We start from the raw sequence: 24,566 nt of genomic DNA, 5'->3' as shown, positions 1-24,566 counted from the left end.
TGCGGTTGCGAGGGTGTCCAGTTCGGTCGTCACAACCCGAGGATGGACATCCTCGCCCTATCTCCGCAGCTATGCCTTGGACTCATTCATCTAGACGGTCGATGGGGATGTGGGGTGTGTCGAGTAGGGGCTTTCCGGCGATTGCCCAGGGCATCAGCATGGCCGATCCTGCCCGCCGGGCGCGCGGCCGAGCAGCCGCAGGATCTCGCCGGACAGAAGCTCGTCCGGGCCCTTGAGAGTGTCGGCGAGTTTCGTGTCGGTGCAGAAGATCATCTCCGCGGCGATGTTGTCCTGCACGATCCGGGCGACGTTGTCCAGGGCGACGGGGATCGGCTTGGCGGGGAGCTCGGCCGTGGATATGTCGATCAGGTGGCTGTCGGCCTGTGCCGGGTCCATGAACTTCTTGATGATGAGGGAGTTCTGGTTCAGGGAGGATGTGGTCCAGATCGTGAAGACGACGACGTACAGGCCTTTCCACGCGTTGTCGCCGAGTTGCCCGCGCCAGCGGGTCATGATGTCCGAGACGCCTTCGATCTGCACCTTGGACGCCCAGTACATGTTGGTGCGGATGTACGGATACACGCTGCCCGAGTAGTCCTCGAAGGAATTCATGTCGAAGGAACGGCTTCGCGTGGCGTGCGCGATGAATTCGCGTGACCTGTCGAGAATGTTCGCGCACGACTGCTGAAGGCCGGGGGGAAGTCTCGCCTCGTCGAGTTGCCGCCGGGCCGTGTTGATCGTGGCGGAGACGTCCTGGAGCGGCTGGATCCAGCCGTCCGCCGGCCCCTTGAACGCGACCATGTCCAGGTCGTGCGGATCGATCCTGGCGCTCTGGAACGCCGGGATCTGCTTGGGCAGGTTTGGGGCGATGACGGTGAAGATGCCCAGCGGGAGGTGGGCGACCGACTTAGCCAGCTCGTAGATCTCGTCGACCGGGTGCAGCGACTCCAGTACCCGCCCGTTCGAGACGAGGCTGTACAGGCCACCCCGATGGTCGTTCTGGACGACGATGACCGGGCTCAGGTGGTTGACGAGGCCGGCTTTCAGCGCGGCGTAGTTCCGCCGCGTGTCGGCGTTGACCGCACGGATCGCGTCGCGTGCCGGTCGTTGTCCGGCCGTGTTCGACGGCGATGTGCCGGCACGTGCGACGGGCAGGACGTTGCCGCCGAGCAGCGTCGTGGCACCGGCTGCGGTGGCGGTGCCGAGGAACGTTCTGCGTGTGACCACTGTCTGACCTGCCTCTCCAGAGCCGCCGTACCTCATGCGGCAAGCGCCCCCCGCCTGGCCAAGCCGCCGTCCGCCGCAGCGCCGACGAGATCGTCCGCCGACGCCAGGCCGTTCGTCACACCGTCACTCCCGCTCCGGCCTGAGCCGTCCTGGACCGGAAAGTTGACTCAGTGTTTGTGTATGGTAACGGTAAGTAGTGGATCCTTTGATCCGGGACAAGTGAGGTCCGCAACTGTGGCCATTGCGTCGTAGGCAGGAGAGGGAATGTCAGTTCTCAAGCGCGTTCCGCCAGTCGTGTCCGTCTCACGCGGGCCTCGGCTCGCCGGTATGGCGATCGGCGGCGTCGCGCTGCTTGCCGCCGTGCTCATCCCGGCCGCGACCGGCGCACGCGCCGCGATCGGGATCACGAAGTGCACCGGCTCTCAGACGGTGACCTACACCCCCGGCCTCACCGATGAGCCCCGGGAGGTCACGGTCAGCGGGAACGCGCCCTTGATCGACTGTGTCTCCACCAGTGATCCCACCATTTCCCAGGCCACGTCGACCTTCTCCGCAACCGGGACGTTCTCCTGCACCTCCGGCACGAGGGCCGGGAACCGGAAAATCACCTGGAACAACGGCAACACCAGCACGCTGTCCTCCACCTCCACCGTCTCGGTCAACGGTGCCGAAAGCCTGGTTCTGATCAAGGGCGTGGTGGTCGACGGCGAGTTCAAGGGAGCGCAGTGGACCGGCACGTTCATCATGTTCAGCACGAAGCCTCTGGCCTGTCTCACCGAGCAAGGGCTTGCCGGCGTCTCCGGTGCGCTCACCCTGAACATCGGCTCACTGTGAACCTGGCCGACTGCGGCGGACACCTTGGCGAGGGCCGGGATGCCTCTCATCCTCGAAGGCCCCCAACCCGTGGCTCCCTGGAAACGCGGGCCATGTCGAGAGCCAGATGCGAGCGGCGCAGGCGGCCGGTCCTCACCAAGTGACCCAGGTCGGCCCGGGTGTCATGCATGAGCTGCAGGTGGAAGTAGTTCACGTGCTCCAACAGCGCGAACACCCACAGCGCAGCCCCCGGCCAGACCTGCGAGCCGGACGCGCCCATGACCAGGCAGGCCCCTACCACGACGGCCCCCGCCGCCAGCAGGCCGACGTTGATCCGAGAAATCAGGCGATACATCGCCATCCCTGCCGGAACGGGGGCTCGCGAAGAGAGCTGGGCGAACTTCAACCACCAGTACACGCCGCCCTCAGCCAGGACGAGCAGCACCAGCGCAAGCCCTGCCGAGTTGGCCACGGTCAGGGGCATGCCCAGCACGCCGGTCAGCACCCCGGCGAGCAGCGGAATGTTGACGAACTCCAGAACTGCCAGAGTCTTCATTCGGCGGCGCACGGACGCACGGGGAGAAAGCACGCAAGCCATTCTCTCCGACTCGCGCCGAGACGGCAGCGCCGGTGAGGCCGGCCTGCCCGCGAGCCAGTTGGTGTCCACGACGACCGGGTCCTGGGCGCGGGCCCCGGGTGACCGCCGCCGGCGGGTCAGCAGGGCTGGAGGGTGGGCAGGCGGCCCTGGAAGAAGGCGGCCGGTGTGACGCCCATCAGCGTACGGAACTCGGCCGTCATGTGGGACTGGTCGTAGTAGCCGGTGGCGGTGGCCAGGTCGGCCCAGCGGCCGTCGGCGCGACCGAGGGCGAGGGCTTTGCGGACGCGTTCGATGCGCTCGTAGCGTTTGGGCGACAGGCCGACGGCGTCGGCGAACAGGCCGCGCAGGTGACGTTCGCTGACGGCGAGGTGGCGGGCGAGCGCGGGCAGCGGTTCGCGTCGTGCGCCCGTACGACCGCGCAGCGCCCGGACGGCGGCCTGGACCAGCTCGCGCCTTGCCCCGTCCGTCGAGATCCTGGCCGGCAGGGCCGCCGCCAGATGCCGGAGTACCAGGCCGTGGTCGCCGCCCGCGTGCCTCAGAGCGGCGACCAGCGGCTCGCAGGACGCGCCCCACAGGTCCCCGAGGCGGACCACCCGGTCCACGACCTCGCTCACCGGGACGCCGAGCAACGCCCTGGTGGCGCCGGGACGCAGCCGCAACCGCAGGCAGAAGGGGAGGTCCTTGCCGACGTGGTACGAGGCGCGGGTGCGCGGGCCGATCACGAGCAGGTCGCTGTGCCCGGCGCGGGACGTACGGAAGATCAGGGACGTGCCGGGATCGGGGAGGTGCACCAGCGGCGGCCGCCCACCCGCCGCGGGATCCTCCGCCCTCAGCACGCTCACCGCCTCGACCAGCGGACGCAGACCGTCCGGCACGGTCATCGGGACCTCGATGCTCATGACCCCACGGTAGCCGCGCCGCAGGCTGCGCACGTGTGCCGAAAGTTCCTATAAAGGCTGGTGGGCGGGGCGGCAGAGTGAGCCGCATGATTGTTGTCACAGGTGCCACGGGCACGGTCGGCGGTGAGGTGGTCCGGCTGCTGGCGGGCCGGGGTGAGCGGGTCCGCGCGATGACGCGGGAACCGTCGAAGGTCACGCTGCCGCCGGAGGTGGAGGTCGTACGGGGGGATTTCGACGATCCCGGGTCGTTGGCCGCAGCGGCGCATGGCGCCGACGCCGTGTTCCTGCTCAGTGCCCCCGGTCCGTGGCTCGCCCGGCATGACGAGGCGATGGTCGTGGCGGCGCGGGCCGCGGGAGTGCGGAAGGTGGTGAAGCTGTCGGCGATCGGCACGGGGGAGGAGCACGGCGGCGCCAGGGTCGGGGACTGGCATCGGACCGGTGAGCGGGCGTTGCGCGCGAGCGAGCTGGACTGGACGGTGTTGCGGCCGTCCAGCTTCGCCTCCAACGCCTTGCGGTGGATTGCGCAGGTCCGGCTCGGGCGGCCGGTGCCGAACACGACGGGCCGGGGCAGGCAGGGGGTCGTCGATCCGCGGGACGTCGCGGAGGTGGCGGTGCGGGCGCTGACGTCCGACGAGCACGTGCGGTCCGTCCTCACGCTGACCGGGCCGGAACTGCTCAGCGTCCCGGACATGGCCGAGATGCTGGGGGAGACGCTCGGGCGGCCCGTCGAGACGGTGGACGTGCCGCTGGAGGTCTACCGCACGCAGCTGATCGCCGCCGGGATGGATGCCGAGTTCGCCGACGTCGCGGTCGACGGCTCCCGGCTGGTGGCGCGGGACGGCAACGCCCGGCTCACCCCTGACGTCGAGCGGGTGCTGGGACGTTCACCCCGTACGTTCCGCACCTGGGCGGCCGATCATCTCCGGTGACGCCGGCCGCCGGGTCAGGGCGAGTGTGCCGTCACCTGTTCCAGGCCACCAGGAACTCCGCCAGCGAGATGCGCCCGTCCACGTCCCCGTCGTGCTCGTCCGAGGCGTGGAAGATGGAGTCGAGTTCGGCCGCGGTGACCTCCTCGCCGCGGGCGTTCATGGCGAGCGCGAACTCCTCGCGGGTGATGTAGCCGTCCCGGTCGCGGTCGAACTCCCTGAACGTGGCGGCCGGATCGTCAAGGTCTGGCATCGGTGACCTCTCCTTCGATGTACGGACAAAGCAACATCGAAGCACAACCCCGAACCCGGGCGAGGGACGACGGGCCCAAAAGCCGTGCCGGTGCGCCCGAGCACACCGGCGCGTCCCTCACCCGGCCATGACCCCGCCGCCCCCACGGTCGGGCGGCGGCGCCGGGACGGGCCGCGAGGACCCGGCTTGGCCGTCCGGGGCGTTGAGCGCGACGTCCTCCCGGATGGTGCCGTTGAACAGGGACGGGTCCTGGGTGACGACGCCGAACAGCTGCTGCCGGGTGGTTCCGGCGGCTGCCGGGCGGTTGGCCCGCCCGGCGCCGGGAACCGGACCCCTCCGGCTGCTACGGGTGTCCCGGCATGTCGGCCAGCTCCCAGACCGGGGTGCCCGAGCACGGCACCAGTTCGAGGACGGCTCCCGTGGCGGTGCTCCGGTCCTTGACGGCGACGCATCGGGAGTTGCTGAGGGACACGATCTGCTGCCCGTCCCCCGACGGACGCAGCTCGAACCGGTAGTCGCTGAGCAAGGGCGCGCACGAGCCGCGGGTCAGGGTGTCCTGGATCCCCGCCCTCGGGATCCCCACCTTGAGGCACTGGTCTCCGGACGGGTCGGAGATCTGGTAGGTCTTCGTCGCCACGCGGCGGAACAGCAGCCGCTGGGCCGGCCCGCACACCGCCTGGACGACCTGCGTGCCGGACAAGGACAGGCACTTCTCGGAGTGGCTCGCGACGGCGGTCGAGGTGAAGTCCCGGTCCGTCAGCCCGGACCGCAGCTGGAGGTAAGCGGGCTTCTTGGCCAGCTTCTCGTCCAGAGGGTGGGCCGCGCCCCAGCCGGGAACCCCGGACGGCACCCACGAGTACTTGTCGGTGAGGCTCCACATGGTCAGGGACACGCAGCGGGCGACGGCGAGGCACGCCTCGGCGGCCCGGCGGTAGACCTCGCCCTGGGCGGCCAGCTTGCTGTCGTCCACCGGCAGCTTGAGCCGGACGTCCAGCTCGGTGACGGCCACGTCGACGCCCAGCTCGGCGAACAGCTGCAGGGTGCTCTTGAGCTGTGCCAACGGCATCGTGGTGGGCAGCGGGTCGGCGATCATGGCGTGGGTCTGGAAGCCGACGCCGTCGATCGGCACGCCCTGGTTCCGCAGGTCGTGTACGAGCTTGTAGAGGCCGTCCCGCTTGGTGTTGTTCCACTCGGCGTTGAAGTCGTTGATGTAGAGCTTGGCCGCGGGGTCGGCGGCGTGGGCCCAGCGGAAGGCGTCGGCGATGTAGCCGGGGCCCAGGCGCTTGAGCCAGATGGACTGTCTGAGGGTGCCGTCCTCGGCGAGGACCTCGTTGACGACGTCCCACACGGCGACCCGGCCGGCGTAACGCTTGACGGTGGTCTCGATGTGCCGCTGGAGCGCGGCGCGCAGTTGCTGGTCGCTGAGTGAGCCGTTGCTGACCCAGGTGGGCAGACCGCCGTGCCAGACGAGGGTGTGACCGCGGACCGTCTGCTTGTTCTCCTCGGCGAAGGAGACGACGGCGTCCGCCTTGGCCCAGGTGTGCACATTCTGTTCGGGCTCAACGTTGACCCATTTCATGGCGTTCTCGGGGGTCACGCTGTTGAACTCGTACTTGAGCTTGTCGCGGTAGCCGTTGTCGGTCTCCAGGGCGCGGTCGTTGACGGCCGCCCCGATGCGCAGGTTCCGGGCCGCCGCCACGGTGCGCAGGGTCTCCTCGGCGGCGGAGGCGGGGACGACGGCCGTCGCCACGACGCCGAGCAGAACGGCGCTCATGCCGGCGAGGGACATGATGGATAGTTTCATCGCTTCTTTCGCAATTGGCTCACGAGCCGGAAGCTCGTCGTAAGTGAGGGGGGCAGGAGTGCCACCGCGACCGCGGCGGGCGCGCGGGCCGGGGAGGCGCCGTCATGTGCCCCGCCTTCCACCGCTTCCGAGACGGAACGGGCGCGCGGGGAGGGGGCCGGACGGCCTACGGGTATCCTGCACGGGCAGGCGCCCTCGCGAGGGGTGGACCATCGTGGGCTCCTGTCCGGTCACGGGCACGACCGGTGAGGGGCTGGTCCCCCCACCAGGCCCATGACACTAGGGCATTCCGCCTCGATTCGCCCTCATTCAGTCCTCGAACCGGCCTCGCCGCCGCATCCCCGGGGAGCGGTGTCCGCGACGTGTCTCTCAGTGGCTCGCCGGGTTGCCGGCGAGCAGGGGTTCGAGGGCGCCGAGGGCCGCGCCGACGCAGATGTCGCGTAGCTGATCGCGTGTGCAGGTCTCGCGGGTGAGCCAGTCGACGCAGAGGACCTGGACGAAGACCAGCCAGCTCTTCAGGACCCCGGAGACGGTCTCGCGGACGTCGTCGCCCGTGAGCGGAAGGACGGCCAGCAGCCGCGTCCGGAGCGCGTCCAGTTCGTTCGACATGATCGTCTGGATCACCGGATCGCCCGCGAGCACCCGGTTCGCGGCGAGGACGGCGTTGCGGTTGGCCACGAAGTAGTCGAGATGGACGTCCATGCCCTGCACGAGCTGCTCACGCAGCGAGTGGGCGGGGTCGAGCCGCGTCTCGGCGAGCAACCGGTCCGCGGCCTGCTGGTAGACGGCGGCGAAGAGGGCCTGCTTGCTCGGGAAGTGCCGGTAGAGCAGCGCCCGTGACACGCCGGCCTGCTCGGCGACCTCTTCCATCAGCACGTCGCCGTAGGGGTGCGCGGCGAAGAGCCGGGCGCCGACGGCGAGGAGCTGGGCGTGGCGCCCGTCAGGGGTGAGTCGCCGGCGTGGAGGCATGGACCAAGTCTAGTTGACACACGTCTACTAGCGCGCCACCGTAGTGGACACATGTCAACTATGGCGGGAGAGATCATGGTCAAGGCGCTGCGTACGCTCGCCCAGCTGATGGGGTGGGCCTGCGTGCTGATCGGCCTGCTCCACGTGGCGCTCGGCAACGCGGCGATCCCCGGCGCCGCTGCCGCGGGGCCGACGGTCGACAGCTGGGGCCGGTTCATGGGGGCCGCCTTCGCCGGCTACGGGCTGGCGTGGATGTGGGCGGCGCGGCAGCGCCCGATCCCGGCCGGGGTGGTGCGGTGGCTGGCCGCCGTCTTCCTGCTGGGTGGCGTGGGGCGGCTGCTCTCGCTCGCCGTGTCCGGCCGGCCGCACGGGTTCCAGGTCGTGCTGGCGGTCATCGAACTCGTGCTGCCGCCGGTCTTCTTCTGGCTCGCCGGCAAGGAGGAGCGCGCCTGCTCGGCCTGAGCGGCCCGGCCGAGCCGGGCGCGAGCACCGCGACCGGTGGGGTCAGCTCCAGGTCGCCCGCTGGAGAATCGTGCCGAGCCGGCCGTCGCTCCACTGGTCGAAGACGAGGATCTTCGACTTGGGCAGGTGCCAGATCCGCTCCTGATAGGAGACGCCGGTCCGCTTGGCCGACTGCGTCGTGCAGCCGACGCGCCAGACGCGGTAGGTGGCCTTGTGTCCCGCGCCGACCGGGCGGGTGCCACGGGCGACGAGCTTGCCGGGGAAGTCCTCTATGTAGCGCTTGTCGGGTACGCAGCTCGCGAGCCCGTTGCCCGGGTGGTACGGCTCCTCGGGGTCGTAGGGGTTGCCGTGGCGGGCCAGAGAGATGCCCTCCGGCCCGACGAGGTAGAACCCGCGGCACTCGACGGCGCGCCGGTCGCAGCGGCCGGTCTTGACGTGAATGCCCCACATGTCTTCTTTTCCGACCTTCCAGGTCGTGGGGATCTGGAGCGTCATGCCGCGGAAGGTCAGCGGCTTGGTCGCCGCACTCTGCGCGGGTGCGCCGGTGAACAGGAGGGAGGCGGTCACAAGAAGGGTCGTCAGCATGATCGCGAGGCTAGGGAAGCCCGCTTGTGGCTCGGCTGCAACGCACTTGGAGCCCGCTCGAACCGCCCGCTCCTCCCGGGCGCACCCTCGGCCCGTGACGGCTAGTCGCGGCCGCTGCCGCGGTAGAGGTCCAGCTCGCCGTCGAGTTCCAGGGCGAGCACTGTGGCGTGCGGGTCGATCGCGTGCGCGGGTGGCGCGTCGATCCACAGGACGCCGGGCACGCCGTTGAGCTCTCCGGTGATCGAGTGCCCGAGCTCGCAGTCCGCGCCGACCACCCTGGCGCGCAGGACGGTGTTGCGCAGCCCGCGCACCGTCACCGTGTCGCGGGGCGGGTCGAAGCAGGTCAGGTACAGGGTCCTGCGGTCGGCGGACAGCGTGCTCGGGCCGTAGTGGTGGCCCGCCGGCAGCCCGGCGGTCGTGCCGTACACCGCTTCCGCGTGGCGTTCGATCCAGGCGCCGAGGCCCTTCAGGCGGTCGGCCTGTGCGGCGAGTATGCGGCCGTCGGCGGTGGGACCGACGTCGAGCAGGAGGTTGCCGCCCGCGCCGATGGTCTCGGCGAAGTAGCGGACCAGGTGGCCCACGGGCTTGTGGTTGGTGTCGTGCGGGCGGAAACCCCAGTTGTCGTTGATGGTGAGGCACAGCTCCCACGGACCGTCGGGCGGCGTGATGGGGACGCCCTGCTCCGGCGTCGCGTAGTCGCCGCGCGAGAGCATGCGCGCGTTGAGCACGGTCCGCGGCCGTACGGCGAGGATGCGGTCGGCGAGGGCGTCGATGCCCCACTGCTCCTCCGAGCGTTCCCATTCACCGTCGAACCACAGCAGGTCGGGCCGGTACCGCGCGACGAGCTCGTCGACCTGCCCGTCGCGGTAGGCCAGGTAGCGGGCCCACGCGGCCGGGTCCTCCCGCCCCTCCGGCGGAGTCACGTAGGGGCTCGGGTGGGCCTCCGGGCCGACGACGCTGGGGTAGTCGGGGTGGTTCCAGTCGGAGTGCGAGTAGTACAGCCCGACCTTCAGCCCGCGCTCGCGCAGCGCGTCCGCGAAGGGGCCGACCAGGTCGCGTCCCGCCGGCGAGGCTGTGACGTTCAGCTCGCCGTACGCGCTGTCCCACAGCGCGAAGCCGTCGTGGTGCCGGGTGGTGAGCACGGCGTACCGGGCTCCGGCCTGGGCGAACAGCTCCGCCCACGCCGCGGGGTCATAGCCGTCGGCGGTGAATCCGTCGAGCTGGGCCAGGTAGGCCTCACGGGAGATGTCGCCGTAGTAGAACGACCAGGACTCGGCCACTCCCTCGACGGCGTAGAGGCCGTAGTGGACGAAGATGCCGAGCTTGGCGTCGGTGAACCAGGGTTGCATGGGCACGGGGGGATCCTTCTTCGGTTCTTACCATTTCCAGGGCGGCGTCGAGGCGCTGGAGAGCGTCTTGCCGCCCAGGGCCGAGGCGTAGAGCTGCTCCATGACGGAGGTGGCGGCCAGGCCGCCCGCGCCGGTGATCGACGCGCGATCCTTCAACGCGGAGGGGACGATCGGGGGCGCGGGCCGTACGGTGCACAGCCTCTCGACGTGGCGGCGCAGCGGGTCGAGAAAGGTGTCGCCCGCCTGGACGTTGCCGCCGCCGACGACCACGATCTCGGGGTCCACGGTGAGCACCAGCGCGGCGATGCCGATCGCGATGACGTCGGCGAACCGGTCGACGGCGGCCACGGCGAGCGGGTCGCCCGCGGTGGCGGCGTCGAACACGCCCTCCCTGCTGACCCGCCGGCCGTCGGTGAGCTCGACGTCGTGCAGGTGCTGCTGGGCATGCTCCCAGCCCATCTGCGGCAGTGCGCCGATCTCGCCGGCGGCGCCGTTCGCGCCCCGCACGACGGCGTTGTTCAGGACGACCCCCGCCCCGGTGCGGTTGCCGGAGTGCACGTAGACCATCGAACCGGCCTCGGCGGCGCTGCCCTTCCACGCCTCGGCGAACGCGGCGAGGTTCGAGTCGTTCTCGACGGCGATGGGGCACTCGAAGGACGACGCGAAGGCGGTGCGCACGTTGAGCCCCTCCCACTCGTCGAGACCGCGCGTGACGACGTCCTGGTAGACGACGGCGGGCACGGACACCCCCATCGCCCACACGTCGGCGCGCCCGCGGCCCTGCGAGCCGAGGAGCTGGTCGACCACCCCGACGGCGTCGGCCAGGACGGCCTCGGGCGGGTCCGCGACGGAGACGGTGATCGAGCGGGTGGCCAGGACCTCGCCGTTCAGGTCGGCGAGCTCGGCGCGGGTGGTGTGCTGGCCGATGTCGATGCCGGCGACGACGGCCGCGCCCGCGTTGAACCGGTAGCGGTTGGCCGGCCGCCCGGCTCCGGTGGGGGAGAGGGGCTCGACGCTCGTCACCCAGCCGAGGGCCACGAGGTCGCCCACCACCGTGTCGGCCGCGGTCTTCGACAGCCCGACGACCTGGGCGATCGCCGGGATGGTGAGAGGCTCCAGGCGGATCGCCTCGATCACCGCCAGCGAATTGATGCGGCGCAGGCGCGACTGGCCCACGGGCTGGCGCAGCAGGCTCGCTTCACGTCCGATCAGCACTCACGTGGCCCTTTCGTTTCCTGAGACGTCTTCCATTAAAACACAAAGTGTATTTATTATTGCCAACCGTGCCTCCCAGCAAGAAGGGACCAACCATGCGTAATCGCGCCATAGCCGTCGCCACCTGCGCCTCCGCCGTGCTCGCCCTCGGCGCGTGCGGCCAGAAGCTCCAGGACGCCGGTCCGTCGGCTTCCGCCGGCGCCGCGCCCGCGAGCCTCCTCTATTGGGGCAAGTGGGCGAAGGGCACCCCGCAGGCGAACCTGTTCGAGAGCGTCATCGCCGACTACACCCGGCAGACCGGCGTCAAGATCGATGTTCAGTGGCTCGCGCAGGGCCAGGAGCAGCAGGTCAAGAACGCTGTCGCCACCGGTGCCGGTCCCGACTTCTTCGACACCGCCATCGACCACACCGCCGAGTTCCGCGCCGCCGGCGTGCTCGGCGACATGGGCCCGATCTTCAGCACGAAGATCCCGGGCGAGGACAGGACCATCGAGGAGGTCCTGCCGAAGAGCGTGCTCAAGGCCATCGGCGACGACAAGGGGTACGGCTTCGTCCCGCACAGCGTCTTCTCCATCGGCCTCTGGTACGACTCCGCCAAGTATCCCGACTTCGCCCCCAAGTCGTTCGACGAGTTGCTGGAGATCGCCAAGAAGGAGAAGGCGTCCGGCCGCGCGCCGATCGCGCTCGACGGCTCGGTCAACGCCTACAACTCCTTCTGGATCCACCAGATGCTGCTGTCCACCGCCGGCCCCGGCATCCTGCTGAAGCTCGCCGCCGACCCGGCCGCCTGGGACCTGCCCGAGGTGAAGCGGGCGGCCAAGGCGCTGGAGTCGCTGGTGAAGGCCGATCTGTTCGAGCCCGACTACATGGCCACCAAGTTCCCGGCCGCGCAGAACGCCTGGGCGGGCGGCAAGCACAGCTTCATCCTGAACGGCTCCTGGCTCGGCAGCGAGACCGCCTCGCTGCGCGCCGCCGCGGTCAAGCCCCGCATCATCGCCTTCCCGCCGGTCGACCCCGCCAAGGGCGCGGTCGCCACGGTGGGCGCGCTCGGCTGGGGCGTGAACGCCAAGTCGAAGAACCAGAAGGCGGTCGCCGACTTCCTGGCCTTCGCCATGCAGAAGAAGTACATCGACCGCATCGGCACCGACGCGGCCAACATCCCCTCGCGCGCCGACTCGCCCGCCCCGGTGGAGCTCCAGCAGCTGCAGGCGTCCATCCGCGACGCGGAGCAGGTCACGCTCGACGGCGACGGCGTCTCGACCGTGCAGCCCAAGTGGCTGGCCGACGTCTTCCTCCCCCTCGACGACAAGTTCGTCGCCGGCAAGCTCAGCGCCGAGGAGTTCCTGGCCGAGGGCAAGGCGAAGACCGCCGCCATGAACGGATGACCGTGACCGTGTCCGACACCGCCCTGCGGGCTCCGTCCGCGGGCAGGCGGGCGAAGGCGCCCCGCGGCGCGCTCCAGGGCGAGCGCCGCCGGCTGTACCTGCCGATGCTGCTACCCGCACTGATCGCCTACCTGGTCTTCTTCGTGCTGCCGTCGTTGTTCGGCGTCGCGCTCAGCTTCGCCGAGTGGTCAGGGCTGGGGACCGAGCTGTCCTGGGTCGGCTTCGCCAACTACGTGTCGATGGCCGGGAGCGAGCTGTTCCGTGCCTCGTTCGTGCAGACGCTGATCCTGACGCTGGTCGTGGGCCTGGCGCTGTTCCTCATCGCCGGCGCCTCCATGATCGTATTGCGTGCGGCGCGCGGCAGCGCGTTCATCCGGGCGGCCGTCTTCCTGCCGTTCATGATCTCGCCCATCGCCGTGGGCCTCGCCGTCTCGTTCCTCTTCAACCCGGACGGACTGATCAACACCGTGCTGGGGGCCCTCGGCCTGTCCGAGCTGCGCCAGCCCTGGCTGGCCCCCGAGCTGATCTTCAACGTGATCATGGCCGGAGTGGTCTGGAGCGCGGCCGGCTTCTACGTCGTGCTGGTGATGTCCGCGGTCGACGGCATCCCGCCGAGCTACTACGAGGTGGCCAGGATCGAGGGCGCGAGCGAGCTCCAGCAGTTCCGCTACGTCACGCTCCCGCTGACCAGGGACATGCTGGCCATCGCCGCCTCGCTCTGGGCGATCGCCGGCATCAAGACCTTCGAGATCGTCATCGCCTTCGTCGGCACGGCGGGCACCCCGCCCCCCGAGGCCAGGACCCTCGCCGTCGAGCAGTACCTCCGGGTCACCGGCGGCCGTGAGGGCGGACTGGCCCAGCTCGGCGAGGCCGCGGCGATCGGGATCGTGATGACGGTGATCACCGCCGTCCTGATCGTGCTGTCGCGCAGGATCCAGCGGCGCGAACGACTGGAGCTGGCATGATCCGCGCCGGGCTCGCCCTGATCCGGGCCCTGATCTGGGCCTGGGTGCTGTTCAACGTCGGCATGGTGGTCTGGGTCCTGCTGAACTCGCTGAAGAGCTCGCGGGAGATCTTCGACAACCCGGCCGGGCTGCCCGCCACCTGGATGTGGGAGAACTTCGTCACCGCGTGGTCGGACTCCGGCCTCGGCGCCGCCGCGATCAACTCGGTGGTCCTCACGCTCGTGTCCGTCGTGCTCATCATGGCGCTGTCCATCCCCGCCGCCTACGCGGTGGCACGGCTGGGCGGGCGCTCCAGCGGTCCTGTCGCGACCTTCTTCGCGGTGGGCATGAGCATCCCGTTCCAGGCGTTCGCCGTCCCCATGGTCCTCATCGGGGCGGGGCTGTCCCGGTTCATGATCGACTGGGTCACCGGCGTCTGGGACACGCGGATCACCGTCACGCTCTTCTACGTCGTGCTCAGCCTGCCGTTCAGCATCTTCGTGCTCATCGGCTACTTCCGCTCGCTGCCCGGCGACGTGGAGGAGGCGGCCGCCCTCGACGGCGCGTCGCCGTTCCGGACCTTCCTGCAGATCATGGTGCCGCTGGCCAAGCCCGGCATCACGACCGTGGCCGTGCTGAACGCGCTGAGCCTGTGGAACGAGACCGTGATCGTGCTGATGCTCGTCCCCGAGCAGAGCGCGCAGACCCTCAACGTCGCCCTGCTCAACTTCTACTCCAACATGCAATACACCTCGAACTGGGGTGGGCTCTTCGCCGGCGTCGTCATCGTGGTGCTCCCGATGATCGCGACCTATCTCTGGTTCGGCCGCCGCATCGTCAACGGCATGACGCAAGGCATCGGCAAATGACGCATCGGCACCTGACAAGGAACGGATCTCCCATGCACGCAACGGTCGGACTCATCGGCGCCGGTGGCATCGCCAACGCGCACCTCCCGGCCTGGCTCGACCTCGGCCACGACGTCGTCGTCCACTCGATCGCCGACGACGCCGAGGCGCTGACCCGGCGCCACGGGGGCGGCCGGATCGTCCCCAGCCTGGACGCCCTGTTCGAGGCGGCGGACGTCGTCGACATCTGCACGCCGACGCACACCCACTACGAACTGGCGCTCGCCGCGCTCGGTCACGGCCTGCCGACGATCTGCGAGAAGCCGCTGACCCGCACGCTCCCCGAGGCGGAGGACCTGGTCGCCCGCTTCGCCGACGCCGGCGTCCCGCTGTTCCCCGCGCACGTCGTACGCTATTTCGCCGAGTACGCCGAACTGCACCGGGCCGTCACCCGCGGCGACATCGGCAGCGTCGCCGTGCAGCGGCACACCCGCCAGGGCCGCAGCCCGGCCGGCGGCTGGTTCCTGGACGAGGAGCTCTCCGGCGGCGTGCTGCTCGACCTCATGATCCACGACATCGACATGGCGCGCTGGATCGGGGGAGAGGTCGAGCGCGTCTTCGCTCGCACCCACGCGGTCGGCGGCAGCCAGAGCACCCAGGCGTTCCTCACGCACGCCAACGGCTCGATCTCCGTGCTGACGGCGACCTGGACCACCGCGCCGATCGAGTTCAGGACGCTGTTCGAGGTAGCCGGTTCGCACGGGCTGCTGCACGCCGACTCCGACGAGCGCCGCCCCTACCGCTACCAGGGCGACGCCGTGCCCGCGCCCGACATCCTGCCCGACTTCTCCCCGCTGACCAGCCCCTACCGGGCCGAGATCGAGGACTTCGTCCGCTCGATCGCCACCGGTGTCCCGCCCCGCGTCACCGCGCTGGACGGCCTGGCCGCCATGCGCATCGCCGACGCCGTCGCCCGCTCGGCCGCCGAAGGCCGGCCGGTCGACCTCAAGCCCCTGGAAGCCGCATGAAGATCGCCCTGCTCTCCTTCGCCCACCTGCACGCCGCCGAGTACGCCGCCGCGCTCCTGCGCTGCGACGACGTGGAGATCGGCGCCTACGCCGACGGCTACGACGGCGTCCCGGACGGCGTCACCGCCTTCGAGACCGAGACCGAACTGTGGGCCTGGCGGCCCGACGGCGTGGTGATCTGCGCCGAGAACACGCGCCACCGGGAGTTCGCGCTGCGCGCCGCCGCCGAGGGCGTGCACGTGCTCTGCGAGAAGCCGCTCGCCACCTCGCTCGCCGACGCCACCGCGATGCTGGCGGCCGCCCGCGCCGCGGGAACCGTCCTCATGACCGCCTTCCCCGTCCGCTTCGCGCCGGCCTACGCCGACCTCCGGGCCGCGGTACGGCGGGGCGACCTCGGCCGGATCGTGTCGATCGCGGCCACCAACTGCGGCGGCGTCCCCACCAGCCGGGACTGGTTCACCGATCCGGCGAGCAGCGGCGGCGGCGCCCTGACCGACCACGTCGTGCACGTCGCCGACCTGCTCGCCGACCTGCTGGACGACGACCCGGTCGAGGTCTACGCGATCGCCAACTCCATCCCCAACCCGGGCAAGGCCGTCGAGACCGCCGGGCTGGTCTCCCTGCGCTACCGCGACGGGGTCATCGCCTCCATCGACTGCTCCTGGTCGCGCCCGCCCGGCCGTCCCAACACCGGCGACCTGGTCACCCTCACCGTGATCGGCACCGAGGGCGTGGCCGACATCGCGCCCTTCTCCGGGGTCCTCACCGGATGGAACGGCGGCCCGCTCGCCCACGGGTACGGGGCGCCGCTCGACGACCTGCTCATCCGCGCCTTCCTCGACGCCGTCCGCGACGGCGAGGCCCGCCAGCCCGACGCCAGGGCGGGCCACCGGACCGTCGCCCTCGTCGAGGCCGCCTACCGCTCCCTGCACGACGCCGCCCCCACCCCCCTGGAGATCTGATGATCCGCCATGTCCTCGGCACCGCCACGGTGACCGCAGCCTTACTGGTGCCCGCGCACGCCGCCTCCGCCGCCGAACCGGCCGCCGGCCGTACGACGGTGACCTTCTCCGACAGCCACGAGATCCTGCACGGCAACCCGTACACCGGCACCGCGTTCGACGTGAACACGCACAGGACGCCGGGCACGCCCGGCTACACCTTCACCAACGACCCGGGCATCACCGACTTCATCGAAGGCAGGAAGAAGATCCCCGCCGACGCCGACGTGGTGCGGCTCCAGCTCGCCTGGGCCGACTTCGAGCCCGACGACGGCGTCTTCGTCTGGGACCGCCTCGACGCGTTCATGAAGCGGGTGAACGAGCAGGGCAAGACGGTCGAGTTCCAGCTGCTCATGTCGGAGGCGCCCGACTACAAGAACGATCCGGGCGTCTTCCCGTACGAGTACCCGCCGGCCTGGCTGTTCGACAAGGCCGGGGTGCCCTTCCGGATGGCGCCGTACAACGACTACTTCTCCAAGCAGCCGATCTACTACAACCCGATCTACCTGGACCGGCTCAAGCGCGCGGTGGACGCCTTCGCCGGCCGCTACGACGGCGACCCGGGCGTGGCGTGGGTGGACCTGCGCGCCTTCTCCCTGTTCGGCGAGTGGTCGGGCTGGAACGACGCGATGAACTTCCCGTGGCCCGACAACGCCACCCGCGTCTCGACGCTCCAGGCGATCCTCAAGATCTACGACGACGCGTTCGACAAGTCTATGGTCATGATGCAGAACGCCGGCGCGGAGGTGAACAAGAACGACCCCGACGCCGACACCCAGGCCAAGCGGTTCAGCGTGTTCGGCTACGGGAAGGCGGCCACGTTCGAGAACTGGGGCGTGCGGTCCGACACCGTCAACGCCGGCTTCGTCTGGCACAACTACGGCGACACCGCGCAGGCCCCGTACGTCAACCGCAGGCTCCGCCGCGACATGATCCAGGTGTCCGAGGGCTCCAACTGGGACAACCCCACGATCATGCTGAACAACCCCCGGCTGTTCGTGAAGAACTCGCTGGAGGGCTACCACTCCAACCTCCAGGGCATCAACAACACCGGCTTCGAGAACTGGCAGCCGATGAAGGACGCCTACGGCGAGTGGTTCGAGACGCTGGCGCGATTCACCGGCTACCGCTTCCTCATGCCCACCGCGACCTATGACACCGAGGTCAAGCCCGGTGGCGAGTTCCGCATCTCGCACACCTGGACCAACAACGCGGTGGGCTTCAGCCCCCGGCGCTACCCGGTCGAGGTGCGCTTCACCGACAGGTCCACCGGCGACGTCGTGTGGCGCGGCACCGACGCCACCCTCGACCAGACCAAGCTCTTCAAGGGCGACGTCCGCCAGATCAACTCGGCCTTCACCCTCCCGTCCGACCTGCCCGCGGGCTCCTACGACGTGGCCGTCGCCATGCTCGGCGCGGACGGCAAGCCGCGGATCGAGCTGGCGATGCCGGGCGGCAAGGACAAGGTCTACCCGATCGGCGCCGTCCGGGTCGCCGCGGGAGCCGTACCGGCCGGGCGGCCGACGGCCCCGCTGACGCAGTTCACCATCCAGAACGAGGACTACACCGCGGCCAACGGCGCCTACGGCGTCGAGACCCCGCCCGAGGGCGGCCTGGGCGCGCTCTACATGGACGCGGCCGGCGAGTCCGCCGAGTACGACAACGTCGACGTGCCCGCCACCGGTACCTACCGGGTCGAGTTCCGGGCCTCCTCCGAGGAGGCCAACCACCTGAAGGTCGAGGTCGACGGCAAGGAGGTGACCACCGTCAAGGTGCCGGACTCCGGCGGCTACAACACCTACCGGACCTTCGAACGGCGGATCCCGCTCACCGAGGGCCGCCACACGATCAAGCTCACCCGGCCCGACGGGCGCTGGTTCTTCCTCAACTGGATGCGGTTCACCCTCGAACGGCCCGAGTCGATCACCCTCCAGGCCGAGTCGGCGACCGGGCAGCAGGGCACCCAGAACACCGACCTCACCGACAGCGACGACGGCACCCCCGGCGTCGCCTACGTCGACACCGGCGACTGGTCGCGCTTCGACGACGTCAGCGTCCCCGCCGACGGCAAGTACCTGCTGCAGCTTCGCTACTCGACCGTCAACGACAAGCCGCTGAAGTTCCGCGTCGAGGTCGACGGCACCGACGTCACGGGACCGCTGAGCCTGCGTCCCACCGGAGGCATGCTCAGCCCGCGGACCGAGGACTTCGTCCTGCCGCTGACCGCGGGCGAGCACTCGGTCAAGGTCGTCTGGATCGAGGCGAGTTCCAGCATCGTCTGGAACTGGCTGCGGCTCGACCTGCAGGGCACGTCCGAGCAGACCGTCGAGGCCGAGCGCTGGACCATGCAGTGGAACACCGACCAGGAGTGGAACTGGAAGGGCCCCGACACCGGCGTCGTCACCAAGGACGGCGTCGTCGGCGGCATCGACCCGAACGACTACCTGCGCTACGAGAACGTGTTCGTCCCGAACACCGGCATGTACAAGGTGACCTTCAAGGGCTCGGCCGCCCAGGACACCACGTTCAGGTTCGAGGTGGACGGCGACCGCAACACGGTCTTCGTCCCCAAGTCCGACGACGCGAACGTGACCACCTGGGCCAAGATGTCCGCCGGCCTGCACACCCTCCGGATCGTGAGCGAGGGCAGCGGGCTGGCACTCGACAAGTTCACCATCACCGCCTCCACCGCCGCGATCAAGGCACTCGACGTCACGGGCGCCGGCACCCTCAAGGTCGGCGAGCCCGCCCGGCTGTCCGTCGCGACGGTCGGCGCGGACGGCACCCGCACCCCGGTCACCGAGGGCGTCACCTTCAAGAGCTCCGACCCGTCGATCGCCACCGTGGACGCGGACGGCCTCGTCACCCCCCGCACCTGGGGCAGCGCCACGATCACCGCGATCCACGACGGATTCTCCGGCGAGCACAAGATCACCGTCACCGACCCGAAGGTGATGCTCACCTACGTCAACGACACCGACAAGCGCATCGTCTACCCCGACGACGACTTCACCTACAGCCCCGACCGCGGGCTGGGCGACTACGGCGACGACGTCCACGCCGGCTGGCGCGCCGGGCAGGCCGTCGAGTTCGCCTTCACCGGCACCGGCATCAGCCTGCTGTCCGAACGCTACTCCGACATGAGCACCATCGACATCTACGTCGACGGCGAGCTCAAGGCCACGGTCGACTGCGACTCCCCGGTACGGCTGACCGCCCAGCGGGTGTTCCAGCTCACCGGGCTGCCGATGGGCGATCACACCATCAAGGTCGTCAACGGTGCGGACAAGTTCCTCATCATCGACGCGTTCGTGGTCGAGACGCCCAACACCTGGAACGGCGCCGAACTCGGCGTCGGCAACGTCAACGCCAAGTCGGTGACCCTGACCTGGCCGTCCGTGCCGACCGCCACCGGCTACGCGGTCTTCAACGGCGGCACGGAGGTCACGCGGGTGACGGGGACGACGGCTCGGGTCACCGGGCTCCGGGGCCGCACGAGCTACACCTTCACCGTCCGCCCGCTGGCCGCCGACGGCACGACCCTCCCGATCGAACTGTCGGCCACGGTCCGGACCAAGGGCTGACCGCACCCGCTCCAAGCGACCCGGCCGGCCCGGCCGGGTCGCTTCGGCACTTCTCCAGTCGGTCACGTGAGCGCCCTCTCGGCGGACGCGTCCGGCGCGGCGGGCAGGCGGCGCCGGCGCTTGGGCAGGCCGAAGGTCGGGTGCGAGACGCCCCACAACGAGATCCGGAGGATCCCGGACTTGATCCGCGCGGCCTTCCGGCCGCCCACGTGCTTCGGCTTCGCCTGCGCCTCGTCGTCGACCGGCTGCAGGATGCCGTCCCGCCGTCCGAGGCTGATGTGGTTGCCCGGGTAGTGCAGCTTGCTCTTCGGGATGTTACGGCCGGTCAGGCGTGCCACGATCGCGTCCGTGGCCTGCCGGCCGGTGGAGCCGGCCGACGCGCAGGACATCGGCAGCGGCCGCCCGTTGTCGCCTGTGGCTTGGGCGCTGTCGCCGGCGGCGTAGACGTTCGGGTGCGAGACCGACCGCATGGTGTCATCGACGATGATCTGCCCGTCGCCGGTGACCTCCAGCCCGCCGGCGGCGGCGAGGGGGCTGACCGCGAACCCGGCGGTCCAGACGGTCGCGTCGGATGCCAGGACGGTGCCGTCGGCGCACCGCACCCCTGTTGCCTCGACGGCTTCGACGCTGGTGTGCTCCAGAACGGTGACGCCCAGCCGGTCGCAGGCCCGACGCAGGTGTCCGCGGGCTCCGGCGGAGAGCCGGGCGCCGAGCGGGCCGCGGGCGATGAGCGTCACCGACAGGCCGGGCCGGGATTCGGCGAACTCGGTGGCGGTCTCGATGCCGGTCAACCCGTCGCCGACGACCAGCACCCGGCCGCCCTCGGCCTGCCTGACCAGCCCGTCCAGGCGCTCGCGCAGGCGCAGCGCCGCGGGCCGGGCGGTGACGTGGAAGGCGTGCTCGGCCACGCCGGGGACGCCGCGGTCGGCGACGCCGCTGCCGAGCGCGTAGACGAGCGTGTCGTAGCCGAGTTCGCCGGCGTCGGTGTGGACGATCTGGCGCTCGGGGTCGACGGCGGCGACCCGGGCCAGGCGCAGCCGGATCCCCGTGCCCGCGAAGACGTCGGCGAGCTTGTGAGCCTCGATCCGCCGGCCGGCCGCGAGCTGGTGCAGCCGCAGCCGCTCGACGAAGTCCGGCTCGGCGTTGACCACGGTGATCTCGGTGTCCGCCGGGGACAGCCGGCGGGCCAGGTTCCCGGCCACGTAGGCCCCGGCATAGCCGGCACCGAGGACGACGATGCGGTGCTTCATGTGTTGCTCCTGTCGGTTCCCTTGCTCCTGCTGAGTTGGGCGTCGGCGCCCTCGCCTTTGTGACAGCGCCGCCATGTGACGTGGGTCACCGGTCACGGCTGTCACACGGCGGGGTGAGCCGACGCCTTGTGCATGAAGCAGGATTTGCGAGGGCGACAGGCAGGAGCCAGGGATGAACGAGCGCAGGGACGCGACGACAGGCGCAGCCTGGCCGACGGCCGACGGCAGTCGGACGGACCCGGCGACGGAGGCGTTCCTCGTCCATCACAACCTGCTGTTCACCGTCGTCTACGAGATGCTCGGCTCGGTGGCCGACACCGAGGACGCCCTGCAGGAAACCTGGCTGCGCTGGGTCAAGGTCGACCTCGGGCAAGTGGTCGACCAGCGGGCCTACCTGGTGCGGATCGCCACCCGGCGCGCGCTGGACCGGCTGCGCGTGATGAAGCGCCGCAAGGAGGCGTACGTCGGCCCTTGGCTGCCCGAACCCCTGCTCACCGCGCCGGACGTGGCCGAGGACGTCGAGCTCGCCGAGAGCGTGTCGATGGCCTTGATGCTCGTGCTGGAGACGCTGTCGCCGACCGAACGAGCCGTCTTCGTACTGCGCGAGGTCTTCGACGTCGGCTACGACGAGATCGCGGCCGCGGTCGGCAAGACCCCGGCGACCGTGCGCCAGATCGCGCACCGCGCCCGCCGGCACGTCGATGCCCGCCGCCCGCGCGAGGCGGCCTCCCCGGACGAGACCCGGGCGGTGCTGGCCTCGTTCCAGCGCGCGGTCGAGACCAGGGACCTGCAGGGCCTGCTCGACGTGCTGGCCCCGGACGTCGTCCTGATCAGCGACGGCGGCGGCGTCAGGCGGGCCGCTCCGCAGCCGATCACCGGCGCGGGCAAGGTGGCCCGCATGATCGTCGGCGGCCTCGGCAAGGCCCGGATCACCCTCGCCGCCGAACCCACCGTGGTCAACGGCAACCCGGCGCTCCTCCTGCGCGTGGACGGCGACATCGACGGCGTCATGGCGGCCCGCGTCGAGCACGCCCGCGTCACCGGCCTCTACTACGTCCGCAACCCGCGGAAGCTGACCCGCATCGCGTCGGAGACTCCGCTCACCCTGCGCTGAACCCGCACCAGCAGCGGGGCTGCCCGGTCAGCCCGCCCGCCGCCTACGAGCGACTGCGCGACAGGACGCGCGCACCAGGGGTGGATCACCTCCAACCGGCTTCCGAGGTCCTGCGTTCATTAGGGCGGAAGGAGTCGCATGGACAAATATGAGGGATTCAGGGAGTTCGTCAGCGCCCGCCAGCAGGCGTTGATGCGCACCGCGTACCTGCTCACGGGAGACGCCCACCGGGCTGAGGACCTCCTGCAGACCGTGCTGACCCGGATCGCCCGACACTGGCCCAAGCTGGCCAAGGACGGCAACCCCGAGGCGTACGCCCGGCGGGCCCTGGTCAACGAGCACGTGTCCTGGCTGCGGCGCAGGCGTACGGACATCCTGACCAGCAGCCCGCCGGAACCGGCCTACGATCCGGAGTCCGCCGGGCTGCACCGGATGGTCCTGCAGCAGGCGCTCGTCCGGCTGACTCCACGGCAGCGCGCCGTCCTCGTGCTGCGTTTCTACGAGGACCTCAGCGTCGAGGAGACGGCCGAAGCGCTGGGCTGTTCACCTGGCACGGTCAAGAGCCAGACCCACTACGCCCTGGGCCGCCTGCGCGTCCTCGCGCCCGAACTGGCCGATCTGTTGTCCGAAATCGATCCGGTGGAGGTGCCGCGATGACGAGGTTCCGTGACGAGCTCGACGCGATCGCCCGGCAGGCGCCCGACGTCGATCTCGCCGAGGTCGCGCTGCGGGGCGCCCGGCGTACGCGAACGACTCTGATCAGCGGCTCCGCGGTCGCGGCCGTCGCCGCACTGACGCTGGCCGTCACCCTTCTCGTCGATCCCGGCGGCCCTCCCGACATCGGCGCCGTCACGAGGGGGACGCCCTCGTCCGCTCCGACCTTCCGCGGCGTCCCCGCGGGGCCGACACCGTCGCCGGAGGACCTCGTCCCCGTCCGCGCCGTGCTGCCGGCGTCCGGGGTGGGGCCGGTGCGCTACGCCTACTACGACTTCTGCCAGGACGCATGGAAGCCCGGCCAGGACAACGCGCCGGTGGCCGACGAGACGTGCCTGCAGTGGAAGGTGGTCCTGCGCGACGGAACCCGGTACCGGGTCGCCGATGCGCTGAGCGTCTACACCGACCAGACCAAGAAGAACTACATGAACACCGCCGCCCCGCTGGCGATCTCCCGCGACGGACGCCGCATCGCCTACTACGTCCCCGAGCGTGAACGCTTCGCCGTCCGCGAGCTCGACAGCGGCCAGGTCTGGGACATCCCCCAGGTGGTCAGGCGCAAGGCCATGGTCAAGAGCGGCGGGCTGATCACCTTCTCGCCGGACGGGCGCCGGCTCGGCCTGAACCTGGCCGGCATCCCCCAGGTCGTCGTGGACGTGGAGAGCGGGCGGGTCGTCGAGGAGATACCCAAGGGCTGGAACGGCCTCTATCCCGCCGACGAGGGCGTCCCCATGGTCGTGGAGCACGAGGACGGCCGGTTCGGCGTGCTCTCGGACGGCAAGGTGACGGTCTTCGCCGAGCCGAAGACCTGGGCGCTGACGGGAGCCGTCGGCCCGGACGGCACGACCGTGGCCATGCTGACCGGCCCGGCGGCGAAGGGGGAGACCGTGACGAACGGCGAGCCGTACGACAAGATCGTCACGGTGGACCGGGCGAGCGGCCAGGTCAGGTCCGAGGTCAAGCTCGACCCGCCGCGGCAGCTGAGTCCGCACCGGCTCGGATACTGGCTCAACGAGCGTGAGGTCCTGGCCCTGGGCGCCGCCGTACGGGATCCGGGCTCCGACCGGTGGCCCGACCTCGGAGATACGGCCTACGCCATCGACGTGACCACCGGCAAGATCCGCAAGCTCGGCGCCTACCGGCTGCCCCCGTGGGGCGGCAGCGTCTCGGCGCCCGGCTTCCCCAGCGGCTGACGCCCCAGGACGACAGCGGCCGGGGCCGGCGCGGGAGCGGCCGCCACTCCCGCGCCGGCGCGACCATCTACCTAGAGCGTGTACGGAGTTCTGATCTTTAGGCTGGCCGGAGGCTTCGGATCCATAGGACGGCCCCGCGTAGATGCAAGCCGGCCAGATAGCTGTCGGGAGTCTTGTCGAACCGGAAAGCCAGCCCACGCCACTGTTTGATCCGGTTGATGCAGCGCTCGGCCGTGTTGCGCTGCTTGTAGAGATCGGGATCATGGTTGACCGGCCGGCCGCCGGCAGATCCGCGCTTCTTGCGGTTGGCCGCCTGGTCGACCTTCTCCGGGATGACCGCCTTGATCCGGCGTCGACGCAGGTAGGCGCGGTTGCCGCGAGAAGAGTAGGCCTTGTCCGCGGCCA

Annotated in this window: 23 protein-coding genes; 12 read left to right on the top strand and 11 right to left on the bottom strand. The window is 70.3% G+C overall.

The window, feature by feature from the left end:
• Positions 1–153: 153 nt before the first annotated feature.
• The gene (locus AB0J46_RS51090) at positions 154–1,227 is read right to left on the bottom strand and encodes a twin-arginine translocation signal domain-containing protein (protein ID WP_364344518.1); all 1,074 of its coding nucleotides are present in this window, start codon (positions 1,225–1,227) and stop codon (positions 154–156) included.
• Between the two features lie 327 nt (positions 1,228–1,554).
• Here AB0J46_RS51090 and AB0J46_RS51085 point away from each other — a divergent pair, with 327 nt between their 5' ends.
• Positions 1,555–2,061, top strand: coding sequence for a hypothetical protein (locus tag AB0J46_RS51085; protein ID WP_364344515.1), 507 nt, complete (start codon positions 1,555–1,557; stop codon positions 2,059–2,061).
• A 46-nt stretch (positions 2,062–2,107) separates the two neighbouring features.
• Here AB0J46_RS51085 and AB0J46_RS51080 read toward each other — a convergent pair whose 3' ends face one another.
• On the bottom strand, positions 2,108–2,707 hold the full coding sequence (locus tag AB0J46_RS51080; protein WP_364344512.1) for a hypothetical protein: 600 nt from the start codon (positions 2,705–2,707) through the stop codon (positions 2,108–2,110).
• A 47-nt stretch (positions 2,708–2,754) separates the two neighbouring features.
• Positions 2,755–3,537 carry an AraC family transcriptional regulator gene (locus AB0J46_RS51075; RefSeq protein ID WP_364344509.1) on the bottom strand — a complete coding sequence of 261 codons (783 nt, stop codon included), beginning with the start codon at positions 3,535–3,537 and terminating at the stop codon, positions 2,755–2,757.
• Positions 3,538–3,623: 86 nt separating this feature from the next.
• Between AB0J46_RS51075 and AB0J46_RS51070 the strand changes: the two genes are divergently transcribed.
• The gene (locus AB0J46_RS51070; RefSeq protein WP_364344506.1) at positions 3,624–4,466 is read left to right on the top strand and encodes an NAD(P)H-binding protein; all 843 of its coding nucleotides are present in this window, start codon (positions 3,624–3,626) and stop codon (positions 4,464–4,466) included.
• Positions 4,467–4,497: 31 nt separating this feature from the next.
• On the opposite strand, the gene AB0J46_RS51065 is transcribed toward AB0J46_RS51070, so the two are convergent.
• From AB0J46_RS51065 to AB0J46_RS51055, 3 genes are all read right to left on the bottom strand, one after another.
• Entirely contained in the window at positions 4,498–4,716 is a 219-nt protein-coding gene (locus AB0J46_RS51065; protein ID WP_358298026.1) for an EF-hand domain-containing protein, read from the bottom strand.
• 343 nt (positions 4,717–5,059) lie between these two features.
• Positions 5,060–6,520: an endo-1,4-beta-xylanase gene (locus AB0J46_RS51060; RefSeq protein WP_364344503.1), complete on the bottom strand. Its 1,461-nt coding sequence runs from the start codon at positions 6,518–6,520 to the stop codon at positions 5,060–5,062.
• Between the two features lie 369 nt (positions 6,521–6,889).
• Entirely contained in the window at positions 6,890–7,489 is a 600-nt protein-coding gene (locus tag AB0J46_RS51055) for a helix-turn-helix domain-containing protein (protein WP_364344500.1), read from the bottom strand.
• Positions 7,490–7,549: 60 nt separating this feature from the next.
• On the opposite strand from AB0J46_RS51055, the gene AB0J46_RS51050 reads away from it, so the two are divergent.
• On the top strand, positions 7,550–7,951 hold the full coding sequence (locus tag AB0J46_RS51050) for a DUF4345 domain-containing protein (RefSeq protein ID WP_364344497.1): 402 nt from the start codon (positions 7,550–7,552) through the stop codon (positions 7,949–7,951).
• Positions 7,952–7,993: 42 nt separating this feature from the next.
• On the opposite strand, the gene AB0J46_RS51045 is transcribed toward AB0J46_RS51050, so the two are convergent.
• From AB0J46_RS51045 to AB0J46_RS51035, 3 genes are all read right to left on the bottom strand, one after another.
• Positions 7,994–8,536 (bottom strand): hypothetical protein, encoded by a 543-nt coding sequence (locus AB0J46_RS51045; RefSeq protein WP_364344494.1) that lies wholly within the window; start codon positions 8,534–8,536, stop codon positions 7,994–7,996.
• Between the two features lie 101 nt (positions 8,537–8,637).
• Positions 8,638–9,885 (bottom strand): alpha-L-fucosidase, encoded by a 1,248-nt coding sequence (locus tag AB0J46_RS51040; RefSeq protein WP_364344521.1) that lies wholly within the window; start codon positions 9,883–9,885, stop codon positions 8,638–8,640.
• 27 nt (positions 9,886–9,912) lie between these two features.
• Positions 9,913–11,100, bottom strand: coding sequence for an ROK family protein (locus AB0J46_RS51035; RefSeq protein ID WP_364344491.1), 1,188 nt, complete (start codon positions 11,098–11,100; stop codon positions 9,913–9,915).
• A 95-nt stretch (positions 11,101–11,195) separates the two neighbouring features.
• On the opposite strand from AB0J46_RS51035, the gene AB0J46_RS51030 reads away from it, so the two are divergent.
• From AB0J46_RS51030 to AB0J46_RS51005, 6 genes are read left to right on the top strand one after another with little or no spacing between them, the layout of a single operon-like run.
• Positions 11,196–12,485: an extracellular solute-binding protein gene (locus AB0J46_RS51030; RefSeq protein WP_364344488.1), complete on the top strand. Its 1,290-nt coding sequence runs from the start codon at positions 11,196–11,198 to the stop codon at positions 12,483–12,485.
• Positions 12,482–13,450 carry a sugar ABC transporter permease gene (locus AB0J46_RS51025; protein ID WP_364344485.1) on the top strand — a complete coding sequence of 323 codons (969 nt, stop codon included), beginning with the start codon at positions 12,482–12,484 and terminating at the stop codon, positions 13,448–13,450. The genes AB0J46_RS51030 and AB0J46_RS51025 overlap by 4 nt, the downstream gene beginning before the upstream one ends.
• Positions 13,447–14,298, top strand: a complete 852-nt coding sequence (locus tag AB0J46_RS51020; protein WP_364344482.1) for a carbohydrate ABC transporter permease — start codon at positions 13,447–13,449, stop codon at positions 14,296–14,298. The genes AB0J46_RS51025 and AB0J46_RS51020 overlap by 4 nt, the downstream gene beginning before the upstream one ends.
• A gap of 32 nt (positions 14,299–14,330) precedes the next feature.
• Positions 14,331–15,305 carry a Gfo/Idh/MocA family oxidoreductase gene (locus AB0J46_RS51015; RefSeq protein ID WP_364344479.1) on the top strand — a complete coding sequence of 325 codons (975 nt, stop codon included), beginning with the start codon at positions 14,331–14,333 and terminating at the stop codon, positions 15,303–15,305.
• Positions 15,302–16,267, top strand: coding sequence for a Gfo/Idh/MocA family oxidoreductase (locus tag AB0J46_RS51010; RefSeq protein WP_364344476.1), 966 nt, complete (start codon positions 15,302–15,304; stop codon positions 16,265–16,267). Before AB0J46_RS51015 ends, AB0J46_RS51010 begins: the two co-directional genes overlap by 4 nt.
• Positions 16,267–19,890 carry a carbohydrate-binding protein gene (locus AB0J46_RS51005; protein ID WP_364344473.1) on the top strand — a complete coding sequence of 1,208 codons (3,624 nt, stop codon included), beginning with the start codon at positions 16,267–16,269 and terminating at the stop codon, positions 19,888–19,890. Before AB0J46_RS51010 ends, AB0J46_RS51005 begins: the two co-directional genes overlap by 1 nt.
• Positions 19,891–19,952: 62 nt before the next feature.
• Here the strand turns inward: AB0J46_RS51005 and AB0J46_RS51000 are convergent, their stop codons facing one another.
• Positions 19,953–21,140: an FAD-dependent oxidoreductase gene (locus AB0J46_RS51000; RefSeq protein WP_364344470.1), complete on the bottom strand. Its 1,188-nt coding sequence runs from the start codon at positions 21,138–21,140 to the stop codon at positions 19,953–19,955.
• A 172-nt stretch (positions 21,141–21,312) separates the two neighbouring features.
• Between AB0J46_RS51000 and AB0J46_RS50995 the strand changes: the two genes are divergently transcribed.
• From AB0J46_RS50995 to AB0J46_RS50985, 3 genes are all read left to right on the top strand, one after another.
• On the top strand, positions 21,313–22,254 hold the full coding sequence (locus tag AB0J46_RS50995; protein WP_364344467.1) for an RNA polymerase sigma-70 factor: 942 nt from the start codon (positions 21,313–21,315) through the stop codon (positions 22,252–22,254).
• Between the two features lie 138 nt (positions 22,255–22,392).
• Positions 22,393–22,911 carry a SigE family RNA polymerase sigma factor gene (locus AB0J46_RS50990; protein ID WP_364344464.1) on the top strand — a complete coding sequence of 173 codons (519 nt, stop codon included), beginning with the start codon at positions 22,393–22,395 and terminating at the stop codon, positions 22,909–22,911.
• Positions 22,908–24,161 (top strand): hypothetical protein, encoded by a 1,254-nt coding sequence (locus tag AB0J46_RS50985; RefSeq protein WP_364344461.1) that lies wholly within the window; start codon positions 22,908–22,910, stop codon positions 24,159–24,161. The genes AB0J46_RS50990 and AB0J46_RS50985 overlap by 4 nt, the downstream gene beginning before the upstream one ends.
• 97 nt (positions 24,162–24,258) lie before the next feature.
• Here the strand turns inward: AB0J46_RS50985 and AB0J46_RS50980 are convergent.
• The coding region (locus AB0J46_RS50980) for a transposase (RefSeq protein ID WP_364344458.1) at positions 24,259–24,566 on the bottom strand (308 nt) is incomplete at its 5' end.

Source organism: Nonomuraea sp. NPDC049758, assembly GCF_040674635.1.
Lineage (GTDB): Bacteria > Actinomycetota > Actinomycetes > Streptosporangiales > Streptosporangiaceae > Nonomuraea.
This window is presented reverse-complemented; position numbering and strand designations above follow the sequence as displayed.